Origin of the sequence: Enterobacter sp. JH25 (assembly GCF_021725435.1) — a bacterium.
Lineage (GTDB): Bacteria > Pseudomonadota > Gammaproteobacteria > Enterobacterales > Enterobacteriaceae > Enterobacter > Enterobacter intestinihominis.
Genome location: NZ_CP091320.1, coordinates 185,713 through 198,488, shown reverse-complemented (window position 1 = coordinate 198,488; position 12,776 = coordinate 185,713). Strand labels below are relative to the sequence as shown.

Genomic DNA, 12,776 nt, shown 5'->3' with positions numbered 1-12,776 from the left:
CGGTGTGGTTGAAGGGATAGATTTAAGGCTTATTCAAGCCTTAAGAAAATACTAAAAGTTACTTTTCACCCTACCGAACACCTAACAAAAAATCCATGTTGAAGATTTGAACAATTGTAATGGCGCAAGGACAATCAGCACATGTCAGAATCTGATAATTTAACTCGTAGCTTACTCGGTAAACTTTTCCGCACTGAGATTTCGCTTATTCGTAGTTACCGTGCATTTTTAATGTTATTGCCTGTGCATGGATCTTCTGCATATCAAACTGGGACTCCTCTTCTCCAGCGTCGCCTATTTGGGAAAGGATTTAGTACAGCCGCTGATTTAGCTTTTGAAGTGGAAACACGTCCAGGTAGTTTTTTGGTTCCGCGTACACTCGGAAAGGAAATTACATGGGAGAGGTTTTTTTCTGCGGTCTTGGACGGTGATTCCAATGTAATTCGTGAATATGATACAAATGATATTGACTATGGTATTTACGATGCCGGTGAAAAAGTGACTTTTCTGAATGGTACAGTGGATATCTATAATCCCAAGAAGATTCATGAGTTGCGTTCTAAATGTGTTGATATACAGAATGACTACTTTATGCAGGTGTTCTTTATCTCAATGCTCGCACCAGAGTTTGTAAGTATTTTCTTTGGTTTAAAACCAACTACAGCTGATGCTATTAAAGACATTGGTTATTCATCGTTAAAAACAATTAACGATGTCGTTCTTTTCCCACGTACAATTGCTTTCTCACAAGGGCATATTGAAGAGAGTGTTTCACTTAAAACGAAAGTTTTTGCCTGGGCTTATGAATTGTCTGCTGACATCCGGTTAGGAAAAGTTAGTGATGATTTGATGGAACTATTACGTTATGACACTATGTTCACCAGTCACCGTCAGGATGTGTTCAACACTTTAACAAATAAAGTTATGTTAAAGGATTATTGATATGGCAAAGGTCGATCAAACAAAAGCTAATGCTCTATTGCGAGCAGCAAGAACTATGTCGCTTGGGGCAAATAAAAATACAATACGAATTTTGTACGGTAATCATGTTGCTGAAAATATCGATTTTGAGCCTGGTGCAAAAACAAAACTCAAAAAAGGTATCCGGGGCTGGAGCAAACGCACAGATAACCGCCGAGCCTTTTCTGCTGTTATTGATGTCGCAGTTAACTATTTTGGTTTTGATCCAATAAATCCGGAAGCGAGTTTTCGGCAAATTGACTTCAACCGAATAATGAGTGTCCTTCATAATCTGGGATACTTTGTATGCGCACCGGAAGTTAATAAAATAATAGAAATCCTTACTTCTATGAAAGAAATTGAAGAACTAGGTGCCTGCGAAAAATGTAAACGCCCATACATTGTGCCAGTGACAAATGATGCTCATTGTCCACGTTGCAGATTATCTTCAACTGCTTCAGCCATAGAGAGGTATTCTCAAGAAGAATTAGATTAAATTTAAAAAAGATATCGCGAAACTTGCCTTGTCTGAATCTAAATATTGACTTAAGTCAAATTCTGTTGTTTGCTTTACAATCAAATATTAGTTACAACTTAAATATCAACTCTTGACAAGTAAAGATATAATTTGATTTTTCTTTATTCAGTTTTTCTTCGTTCCAAAAATGTGCACCTTTTTTTCTGTTGAAAACGTAAAACTACTTAGGTTCTCAAAACCTTCTATGCATGACGACTTCTTAATCGCTTTCAATTAATATATTTTATATTCTTGTCTAAGTTCGCTTCTTTGATCCTTAGCTATTCCTTTTTTGAAATATAGAAACAGCATTACTTGTGATGATTTTTTTCAGCTCTAAATACACCTGTTTTCAAAGCAATATTTGCTTTTAGATATTCGATAAAACCATGTTTTTGTTACACCGGATTTTTGACAACGTGCAAGATGGATGATCTTTCCATCACCGAGACTATCTTCTTAGTCAGCACTCCTTTTCCGTCCTTTTCAACATAAAAACGACCATGCTATACGAGCTCTAACCTTTTTTTTGTATGCCATCATAACCGCATCAGAAAAGGAGAACGGTCTATGACTCGTATTGCATTAGCGCCTTCAAAGATGGTTTTGCTTATGTCTTTGGTAATTACTGGTGCCCACGCCAGCCCTGAGCAACCCCTAATAAAAGATACGCCCTTTGTATCTGGCCAGGCTTATAAGAAGGGTTTCTTCTGGTATGACGATCCTGCTAAAAAAAGCGAAGCTGAAGAAGAAGAGGTTTTGCCACCAACCGGTGCTGCTAGCTCGCCTTCAAAAGAGGAAATGGTAGATTTAAATTCAAAATGGCTAAAAGAGAATATGCCTCGACTGTTAACGCAGGCAATGGATAACCCTACCGCAGAAAATCTATCACGTTATTACACGGCGCAAAGGTTAATGCTGGATATCAGTACGCGTTTTTCTGACAAATCAAAAGATTATTTTCTTAAAAACCCGATGATGTCTGAAAAACGCAGGCAACCAGTGGAAAAGGTGGCACTGGATGCTCACCGCACTGTTGTTGAAAAAAATCAGCAAACGGTAATGAAAGATATCTTTACTAAGTCAGGTTTATTTTTCTTTTTCCAGAGTACTTGCCAGTTTTGCCACGAAGAAAGCCAAATACTTCAATTTATGCAGAACTATTATTCGGTAGATATTCTTCCAATCAGTATGGATGGAAGGCCATTGCATAATGGCCTTTTTCAGGATTTTAACATCCCCAACGCACAAATTATTGATCAATTTAAAATTCGAGAGGTACCTACAATTTTCCTGGTTTCAAAGGATGGGACATCAGCTCAGCGCATTAGTGAAGGCATGATCTCCGCTGATGAATTAAAGAACACTATTATACTTGCCGCGAAGGGCATGAATCTGATCGATGACGCTTCGTTCCAGTCAACTCTAGATATTAAAAGGCAATATACCATCGGCGATGATGGCGTTATTACCGTTAATAAATCCGAAATGGAATCAGACCCATTCCTACTTCAAAAAATAATGGACCAAAAACTCGAAGGCTATGACATGCCTACGGCCGATCCGGTCAATTATCTCAATGCTGGCGGCAGTTTTGGAGGCACTTATGCGCAGTAATGCCGTTTTCAACTTCAAAAAGTTACTTTTGTCTCTTTCTGTTTGTGCTGCAATTTTAGCCCCGACTGCAAATGCAGACAACGCAATGCGTAACATTTTCAATGGCATGATGACGTCTACCAGCCCGGCCACCTTTTCCACAGCAACCCGTACAGGCATAGTTGGCGGGTCAATGTCTTACCGAACAACAAACGTTAATACCAACCTTGTTTCCATGTCGTTTCCAAAAGCTTCTGTCGGTTGTAACGGTATTGACGTTTTTCTTGGGTCCTTCAGCATGATCAACGGGGACCAGCTTGTGCAGGTGGCCCGTGGTATTGCCCAGGGTGCGGCTATCTATGCTTTTAACGTTGCTGTTTCAGCTATTTGTGCTGACTGTGCTGCAACGATTAATGACATCCAAAACAAACTGCAAGCGCTAAATAAATTTGCGAAAGATTCATGCAATGCAACTTACTCTTTCCTTTCTGAAAACGTGGGTACGCCAAGCCAGTTCGCTAACTCAGTTAGCTCTGGACCAGCCTCAATTCTGGGATCGATTAATGGTCTTATTCCTGATTTTGGCTCATCGATGACAAAGTCACCTGAAGCTGTCACTTCTCAGGTTAAAGCAAAGGATCCCGAAGAGTTCGCTGAAAAATTCAGTGGTAACCTCTTCTATATGTCGTTCATGGATATTGATAAGGGAACGATGAACATCGGAGGGGTAACGGAGTTATCCGGTTATAAACTGGCAGAACAACTTATGTCTCTCGTAGGTACTGTCATTATCAACTGGGATAGCAAAGGCGAAAAAGCGGGAATGGAAGTCCGCCCGTCTACCATGACTGTCACGGATTACATCATGGGGCCACCAGCTGGCGGATCAATTAAAATGCTCAAGTGTTCTCCGGCACCAGATCCATCATCCCCACGAAAGGCTCAGTGCCTTGTCATGTCAGAAGTTAATGACGGTGGTTTTAAGGGATTGAAGGATACCATTTCTGATCTTCTTTTAAACGTACAGAAAAAAATCATCAACGACGTTCGTGTTTCAGATGATGAATTACGCATTATCTCCTATATCGGCATCCCGACCATTATCGACTCTTTGCAAACATTCGAAGCACCGGAAGGGTACGCATACATTCAGGACATCAGCACTATTGCTGCGACGAGCCTCGTAATCAACATGTTGCGCCAGGTTGAGGCCAAAATTTCAACCATGAGCATACCGAGTGAGTCGCTGTCGGGTAAAAGGGATGATCTCAACCGATTAACAGACAATCTCTCAAAACAGGTTAAAGCCGCCTATGAGCTATCGCACAGCCAGGTCGGTACCAGCTCGGACGTCATTTCAACCTGGGATAACCGTCGCCTGCAACGGAAGGCTTTCACTGAAAGTATTCGTGGCACACGTAACTGAGGTCTGACATGGATTACAACATATATACCCTGGGTGATATTGATTTTGTCTGGTCGGCTTTTACCGGTATTGCCCTGATCTTTTCTCAATATACTGGTGTAAAAGAGTTCCTGACCACGGCCGCCGTTGTAGCAGGTGTGAGCCTATTCTATAAAACGTGGCTATGGCTTCAGGCTCCGACCAAAAATGAATTACCGTTTTTCTCCTGGTTTTTGGGGTTGATCCTTTTCATGATGGCAATGGTTCGAGTGGATGTAACTATTGAATCTGTAAAGTCGGGAGAGGTCAGAAACGTCGACGGAATTCCAATTTTTATTGCTGCGATGGCAACCGTCACCACTAACTTAAGCCAGGGTTTGCTGAAGGATTATAAAACAGCGTTTGATCCGCTTTCTCCGGTGGACCTGTCTGCAACAACTCTGGACGATGACATCACCCTCGGTCCGATGATCCGATTCGTGAAGTTTTTGCAATGGGGCGGCGATAGCCAGGGCTACTGTTCCGCATTTCCTGAACCGGCCAGCGGGCTAGGGCCAATGAACGTATGTGCTACCGTTCAGTCTCTTGCATACAACTGCCTGAAGGCTACCCAAAACTCAAGCGCAAATATTGCCGGTAAAGAAACTATTTTTAACGATATTTTCTCAGCTAATCTGGCAGATAGCATGGACCGGATTAATCAGGCGATGAAAGGCGCACTGAAGAATGCCTCTGCCAGTATTGTTGGCGCTAACGGTTCAAAATCTGGTACGTGTGATGAGGTCTGGTCAACTGTGAAACAGGTTACCAGTACAGCTGAAGCTCGCCAGACTATTTCCCTTATAGGACAGACAAACGGCATCCTTACTCCAGACGAAGCAAATGGTGCACCTACCGGCGCAAGCTTTACTGATGTTATGGCGTCAGCAAATGGTATGTACGGTAAGGCTATTGGTTCGTATGACGCCACCCTGAACCTGTTCATTATGAATGAGCTCAGAAATGGCGCAAGCAAATATAAGACCCCACTCGGTCTGGCTTCCGATATGCAGTTGTTTGAGGCTTCTCTGAAGCGAACCAACACAATGGCTTCACAGGGCCAGTTGTGGTTACAACTGTCGGGAGCAGCAATCGCATTCCTTGAAATGTTTGCTTATATGGTTGCTCCATTTGCTTTGCTTATGCTGCTGGCGTTAGGTGGTAATGGTGTTGCCGCTGCGGCGAAATATTTGCAACTTATCCTCTTCGTGAATATGTGGCCGCTTACGGCAGTAATGGTCAACGCGTATGTGAAGAAAGTCGCGACGGCCGACTTGGATACCTGGAGCACCCTCAACAGCCAGAATAATGCCGTCACGTGGATGGGACTCCCAGGGCTTGCGGAAACATACAGTTCATACCTGTCTGTTGCTTCCGCCCTCTATGCTCTGATTCCGGTACTCACATTATTCCTGATGACACAGTCGATTCACCCGATGATGAATGCGGTTAAGGGAGTGACCCCCGATGCGCCGGTGGATACTGGTCATGTAACGCCCAAAGTATGGGATGGCCCTAACAGCGGTAAATCTTCATTTGGTGACGTGACACGAACCGCCTTAACCAGTACCGGTCAGGGATACAGCGATGGCGGCGCAGTTGATTCAAGTAATTTCCGTCTTGGAATGTGGAATGCTGGTTCAAGTATCGCTAACAGCCAGGGACAAGGATCAGCTGTAACCTCATCAGTTATGAGTGCGGCAAGTAATTCATTCCAGGCTGGTTACAGTCAGATGAGCGAAATTGGAAGGTCAGGACAGTCGAGCCAGCAGTTCTCAACCAACCTGCAAACAATGAAGCAGATCTCGGATAAGATTGGTGCCTCTGTAGCAGAAGGTATTGCAACGAAACATGGGGTGAGTGCGTCTCAGATGGCCAGCATTGCTTCAAATGTTATTCTCAACGCTGGGCTTAATGGAGGTGTTGGAACTGGCAATGGAGCCGGGCTGAAAGCGGCTGTAGCAGGGCAATTGAGTAGCGGTGCATCTAAGACCAATACAGGCAGTGACTCGCTTTCAAATGACCTTTCAAAAGCAATCACGAATCAGCTTAGCCAGGATTCTGCGTTAACTGACCAGTTCAGTAAAGCGGCGTCTCAGGTAAGCAGCGATCAGATATCCAATACTAATGCGTTTAAAGAAGCATCGTCGAAAATGAACCAGGCGACACAGACGATGGCGCAAAATATTTCTACATCGGTTTCGACTAACGCAAGCTCCAATAGTGGAATGAGCCTTGATTCTAAACAAAGCATTAACCTGGACAGGTTCTCCGATTCTATTCGCAACAAAAACTTCAGTGATGATGATGTAAGGAATTTTGCTCGTAAGAATGGGCTGGATGAGAATGCGTTTATGGAGAAATTCAACTCCTATAACGATACCTTCAAGGCCAGTAATCAGCTTGGATCGCAGCTTCAACGTACTGACGCGCTTGTGGCTGCAACCCGAGATTTCAGTGAGCAAAAAATTGCGATTGATACCGCCCGGGGAGAGACGGCCGAAAGTAATAAACAGGATCTCCGTGAAACCTCCAGCCTGCTTAAAAGTCTGGTTTCCGACTTCGGTGGTAATGCACAGCAGCTGCTACCTATCACCAATCAGCTCGACAGAATTTCAGGTGACGGGTCAGGAATTAATACTATCACTCAGGCACAGGATAGAACTCCTGACAGCGTAAATACGTCTGGCGTGATGAGTGCGTCACGCGTAGGGGAACTGGGTGGAAGTGTAGATTCGCAGGCTAAACTCGGTCTTTCCTCCAACGCTCAGGACGCGACACAGCATGTCCCTGGAAAAAGTGAAGCTGGCTTTACTCCGTATAACCTTGATAACGCGGGCAAAGGCGATATTCAGGGAATACATAACAACAACGTGGGCCGCACTTATTCTGATGAAGAAAGGAATGTGCTTAATTCTCTCGAAAAGAATGGACCTGTACTGAATAATCAGGGTGTAGAGAAAGTCGTCAATTCGGGTCAGGATGTCAGAAATGCAGAAGGCACATTTAACGATCTGGAAAAGGTTGGAGGTCGGGTGGTTGGTGATGGAATGGATCAACGAGCCACTGCTTTGAACAGTATGTATCAGAGCGGGCAAGTTCGTGGCTTATCTAATAACACTGATAACTACTTTAGTCGTGTTGCCAACAACCCGAACTTAAGCCGGGACGATAAGCGAGCTGAATTGGCACAGCAAGCTGTCTTTACCTATGGTGCCAGCACCATGGCTACCGGTGCCGAAAGAGAGCAGCTCAAAGCGGATACCCAGAAGATCCTTAATGAACTGGGTAACTATAACGTTAACTGGAGTATGAATGACGTTAAGAGCATCCATAGCAGTTTCAACACTCATAACAGAGCTGATGGTTCACTTGAGTCAGTCGTACGGGCAAACCTGGGAGAAGGTGGGTCGGGCGGTGGTCTCGTTGGTAACCGCACTCAGACCGTCACAGATCGCTTGGTTGGGGAAAAGATAGAGGCCAACACTGAGCGGGGCGCGATTTCTGGTGCGCTACTCGGGGGCCAGCAATTTGTTTCGGATACGCTAACCAGCGTTGGGGCGAAACCGGTAAATGAGATGCTTACGGGAGCGGGCATCCTTCAAACCCAGACATCGATAGCAAATGATGCCTCTAACCCTGCAAATATGCCTGATTCTCTCCAGGGTAAAGTCCTTAATCACATGCAGATGTCTGATGGCGTCGCAGCTGTAAGTGACCGGTATCAGAGTATTAGCAGCGACGGCGTTTCGACTTATGCGAATGCAGCGCAGAACTCTGAAAGGGCTATCCGGCAGCAATTGACGGATGACCCACGCTTTGGGCCTCAGAAAGCAGATGAATTCATTCAGTACATGAAGTCAGAGCTGAGCAACACAAATGAGCCTTACCAGTCACGTGTCGATAAAGCGGATCAGTGGCTTAATGAAAATAAAAAATAAGGGAGGTTGAATATAACCTCCTGAAATGACTATCAATAGATTGTAAATTACTGCTAAACAATTAAGGCCGCAAAGTATGTGTTTGCGGCCTTTTTTTCAGAAGTACCGCTCTTGCGGAACATTCAACTGACGGTTTGAATCAGTGAAGACAAAAATCTATCAAACTCTGTATGAGATTCAATAACATAATCAGTAGATGCTTTGTCTCTTATCTGAAAGCAGTCGTCTGCAAAACTATAAGCGAAAAGTGACATGCCATCTTCTCCGATTAACACCTTATCAGTGAGATTTGGGTCAACGTAGATTTCATTGTCTCGTGCTTCAAAGTTGCGTATGTAAATATTTGACCACAATAGATTTTCGTTCTCTGCCTGAACAAGGTTATAAAACGTAAGTCCGTTGTACTCAAAACCATCCATAGCATTAAACACTTGGGCATAATCAAGCCTGGTTTTAATGAGTTTCTGTATATCTATATAGGCGCTCTTTTTGTGATCTGCCCACTCCACTGGAGGCGGATTGCAGATTAAGTCTTTCAAGACTTCCGGGGCTACCGGGCTGGCTAAAGGGTAGTGATCTGCAACCATCAACCTCTTTAAGCTGCTGAGTAGTTGAGTTAAATCTTTCATGAGCGCCTCTTACTTTCCTACCGGGTAGATAACACCGTTCGGCGATGGCCATAGAACTTTGGTGCTTGAATTATACGGTAGATCCTTCGTAATGATGGATTGTGCTTTCGACAGTGCTGAATGGTATGGTGAATTCTGAATAAGTACCAGGTTGTCTATAGCGTTTGTGCCACCATCATCAAGAGGGATCTTGTGGTGAACCTGCCACCCAGAGGGGACCTTGCCTGTTGCAAGTTTCATCAAATCGTTAGGTTCAAACGTAGCCAGGGCATCTGGGTGGTCTGAAAGTGATTTAAGGAAGTTAGGGCGTACAGTATTGTTGAATTGTCCACGGAGAGCTAAATATTCAGCTCTGTCTCGGCGCATGTAGTTCAATTCGCTAACATTCATATCATCGAGCAAAACGTGTGCTTTTTTGTACTTGCCGAGATAACTTGTCAATTCATCCGCAGACCTTGGATTTCGGATAACCAGAAGTGAAGCCGCTGCAACCAGCATACCTGAAGTTGTTTCGTTCAATACCTGGTCATAGCCTTCAACAGCTTCGCCGCCAAGTTGTTCAGCCGTATGTCGAAATCCCTCCACATTTCCATTATAAAGCCCGCCAGCTGCGAGAAGACGACCAGCCGCTTTGGAATTAATGGTTTTTGTTGATTGGGCGTGCTGTGCTGGTGTCGTTGATCGAACGTAATACCCCGGGCGTTTCAACTGACGAGAGATGATATCGCGCAGACGGGTAAAGAGGGACAGGGGCAGGTCATTGCGTAGGTTGCCATTTGATATAACCCCCGGCCCGGCATTGCCGGTTATGTCTTTTCTAAGCAGAACGATCTTACCGTATCTGATGTCGTCAAGCGTATCGCGGTAAGCGAGCCAGGGGCGTTGATGGTGGAACTGGTGATACCGGCTGACAAACTGTGTATATCCCTGCGGTAAATTCCATTCCTGAATAATCCGGTTTGGCAGGGCGGTATCTTCGAGGTCATGTACCGCCGTGGCCGGATGTATGATGTGGGGAATATCCTCAAGGTATATGTCATCCAGTGACTTAGCCTGACAGTGATGCAGCATAATGTCCCTTTCTTGTCGAATTCATATGAGACATTATTGCGTATGGTATAAAACAATCAATCCTAAAGTGGATGGGCGTACGAGATCAGCAGTGACAGGGTAAAAGGAAAGTTACTTTGTTCATCAGCGTCCCATGAGCTGATGGTACCTTGCGTTAAGAGCTGCAAGGTCAGATTCGGTGAGGCCCGTGTAATAATCGGTTTTGTGCAAATGCGGATAACCGGCCGGAAATAATGATTCGTCGTCATCAAGGCAGATAAATGCTTTAACTCGATGTGAAAAGACAAAGTCCTCACACTCGGCAGCCCGCACACCAGTCTGTCCGTGTTTTAAATATACCGAACCGGTTGCACCTATGATTTTGTCTCTATAAGGCACCCGGAACAGAGATTTCAGATAACTTGTATTAGCGCACTCACGCCATGAGCTGGAGATAACAATCACCATGGCAGGGCAGTTATCCAGCAATTTCTCTAACAGTGGCATTCGCTCAAAGGTTTCATTTTTACACCTGTGGCAAACCCCATCGAAATCTAAGAAAAGCACGACATGCGAATCAGGGAGAGGGGCCCATAAACCAGCTGTTGTTTCTTCATGAACACATACTTCTTCATGATGAGGGTTTTTCTGGATCAAGAAAGAAGAGAGAATCTTAAATAAATTTCTTGCAGAAGAAGACAATATATTACTCCTGAGTCAGTGTGAAATATTTGTGGTGGTTTACCCAAGCCACTCGATGATCTTCTGTAATATCGGGTTGTATTTATTTAACAACAGGAGTCGGGTTTTGCTCCGGGACATTTTTAGCTATATGGCCATTGTATCGAGGAGGTTGCTGGGTCCATTGATAAAGCTCACCCATCCCGTTACGCTGCTGGATCCGGCGATTGTACTTTACCATGAAGTTAAATATGTACTTTGCACGTACCTTTGGGGTTTTGCTGTTGTAATCTGCAATCCCTTCAAACACATTGCCCTTGCGATCAACAATTTTTCTATAGAGCCACCATGTTCCAACCCAGAAACTTGCGCAAGCATCGTAAGCCAGAACCCGCCACGTTACCGTCGGGAAATGCTTTTTTATTTCAGGTAGATTGGATGAGTTGATCTGCATTGGGCCAATATCATAAGTGCCGTTAGTATTCCTGCTGAAAGTACCAACCTTACCGCCTTCATTGTCAAACAACGTAAAAACCAGTTCAGCATCAATTCCGAAGTAGCGGGCGGCATCCGTAATGCACTGAGTGTAAATCTCATCAGGAACGGGAATAGGTTTCACATCATCTGCTGGTGGTGTAAACACAACGATTTCTCCACTGAATCTACGTTTTATCTATTCTCCCATATATCTATCGACTTTCTTTCGGCTTTACCCGTTGATTTAAGCGTTTAAGCAAAATTCTGGAATTTTGGGGCGTGATAATATTAGTGCTCGATTTAAGGAGCGGAAATGAAAAAAATTATTAAGGCATCGGTATTACTTCTTTCATTAAGTACCGCCTTCACGATGAATGCCGAGCCGGTTAATACAATGGTACTGCCAGATGCAGCCCGGGATAAGCTCAAAGCCATTGGGCTTTCAATCGAGCACGTCGAACCCTCGCCAGTAAAAGATATTTTTACGGTGATTTCCAGGGAGGGGGTAAGTTACGTGAGCAAAGACGGAGATTACATTTTTACCGGAAGCTTATTCCACGTGAAAGGTAAAGATGTGGTAAACACCACTGAGCAGGCCATTTTAATGGGCGTCCGGGAATTCGCATCCAAAACAAAATCCATCGACTACAAATCACCAAACGAAAAATACCGGCTTGCTATCTTTACCGATATAACCTGTGGATACTGCCAAAAACTGCATCATGATCTGAAGTCTTATCTTGATGCCGGTATTTCGATTAAGTTTCTTGCATTCCCACGTGCAGGACTGAACTCGGTAGTAGCCGGGAACATGGCCAAAATCTGGTGTTCAGCAAAGCCAAACGAAGCTCTGGATGCAGCGATGAATCCGGTTTCAACTATCCCGGAAGGACGTCCTGATGAGGCTTGCTTAAACATTATCAAATCGCATTTCCAGGTGGCCTCAACAATCCCGCTGCAAGGTACTCCTACCATGGTGACACTAAGCGGCAAACCGCAGTTATTTACGGGGTGGCTGAGCCCGGAAAACCTGGTGACCCAAATGGGCGCTGCGCAAAAGTAACTTTTCCGACTGTAAGAGGTGTGTATGAAATCTACTTTACTGAGTACGTTAATGCTGGTTGCTGTAGGTGTACAGCCCGTTTTCGCTGCACAATGTCAGTACGGAGCCTGTGGAACGGAAAACGATCCCGGAATCGGATTTCTGATGTCATCGGTACAAATGGATAAAGGTGAACATCTAAAGGAACTCTCTGGTGTTGCGACCACAGGTGACACCATCTCTAAAAAGATGGAAAGCTACCTGGGAAATAAAAAGCTCAAGGTAAACACCGACAGTACCCGCAAGGGGCCGGGTAATACCACCATCAGGCCTACAGATGAGCTCGCCCCAACGAGGCAACTAAAAGTTATCCGGCCCGAACTGGTAAAAAATCCCGATTCGCAGCTCGTGGTAGCTTTCAATGAGCGCCTGGCCTGAT

The 12,776-nt window shown here is 44.5% G+C and carries 11 protein-coding genes; 7 read left to right on the top strand and 4 right to left on the bottom strand.

The window, feature by feature from the left end:
• Positions 1–141 precede the first annotated feature (141 nt).
• From L2Y28_RS23600 to L2Y28_RS23580, 5 genes are all read left to right on the top strand, one after another.
• Complete coding sequence (locus L2Y28_RS23600) at positions 142–942, top strand: hypothetical protein (protein ID WP_000004208.1); 801 nt, start codon at positions 142–144, stop codon at positions 940–942.
• Between the two features lies 1 nt (position 943).
• The gene (locus tag L2Y28_RS23595) at positions 944–1,456 is read left to right on the top strand and encodes a hypothetical protein (RefSeq protein WP_001140952.1); all 513 of its coding nucleotides are present in this window, start codon (positions 944–946) and stop codon (positions 1,454–1,456) included.
• 591 nt (positions 1,457–2,047) lie between these two features.
• Positions 2,048–3,094, top strand: a complete 1,047-nt coding sequence (locus L2Y28_RS23590; protein WP_000196727.1) for a thioredoxin family protein — start codon at positions 2,048–2,050, stop codon at positions 3,092–3,094.
• The gene (gene trhH, locus L2Y28_RS23585; protein WP_001257292.1) at positions 3,084–4,499 is read left to right on the top strand and encodes an IncHI-type conjugal transfer protein TrhH; all 1,416 of its coding nucleotides are present in this window, start codon (positions 3,084–3,086) and stop codon (positions 4,497–4,499) included. Before L2Y28_RS23590 ends, trhH begins: the two co-directional genes overlap by 11 nt.
• 8 nt (positions 4,500–4,507) lie before the next feature.
• A complete protein-coding gene (locus L2Y28_RS23580; protein ID WP_000386160.1) occupies positions 4,508–8,458 on the top strand; it encodes a conjugal transfer protein TraG N-terminal domain-containing protein in 3,951 nt (1,316 codons plus the stop codon).
• A gap of 122 nt (positions 8,459–8,580) precedes the next feature.
• On the opposite strand, the gene L2Y28_RS23575 is transcribed toward L2Y28_RS23580, so the two are convergent.
• The 4 genes from L2Y28_RS23575 to L2Y28_RS23560 form a co-directional block, all read right to left on the bottom strand.
• A complete protein-coding gene (locus L2Y28_RS23575; RefSeq protein WP_000654195.1) occupies positions 8,581–9,087 on the bottom strand; it encodes a YrhA family protein in 507 nt (168 codons plus the stop codon).
• Between the two features lie 9 nt (positions 9,088–9,096).
• On the bottom strand, positions 9,097–10,158 hold the full coding sequence (locus tag L2Y28_RS23570; RefSeq protein WP_000902297.1) for an HNH endonuclease signature motif containing protein: 1,062 nt from the start codon (positions 10,156–10,158) through the stop codon (positions 9,097–9,099).
• A gap of 123 nt (positions 10,159–10,281) precedes the next feature.
• The gene (locus tag L2Y28_RS23565) at positions 10,282–10,839 is read right to left on the bottom strand and encodes an HAD domain-containing protein (RefSeq protein ID WP_001371950.1); all 558 of its coding nucleotides are present in this window, start codon (positions 10,837–10,839) and stop codon (positions 10,282–10,284) included.
• Between the two features lie 82 nt (positions 10,840–10,921).
• On the bottom strand, positions 10,922–11,461 hold the full coding sequence (locus L2Y28_RS23560) for a lytic transglycosylase domain-containing protein (protein WP_000494968.1): 540 nt from the start codon (positions 11,459–11,461) through the stop codon (positions 10,922–10,924).
• Between the two features lie 147 nt (positions 11,462–11,608).
• Here L2Y28_RS23560 and L2Y28_RS23555 point away from each other — a divergent pair, with 147 nt between their 5' ends.
• Entirely contained in the window at positions 11,609–12,358 is a 750-nt protein-coding gene (locus tag L2Y28_RS23555; RefSeq protein WP_000720274.1) for a thioredoxin fold domain-containing protein, read from the top strand.
• A 24-nt stretch (positions 12,359–12,382) separates the two neighbouring features.
• On the top strand, positions 12,383–12,775 hold the full coding sequence (locus L2Y28_RS23550; RefSeq protein ID WP_000843243.1) for a hypothetical protein: 393 nt from the start codon (positions 12,383–12,385) through the stop codon (positions 12,773–12,775).
• The last annotated feature ends 1 nt before the right edge of the window (position 12,776 follow it).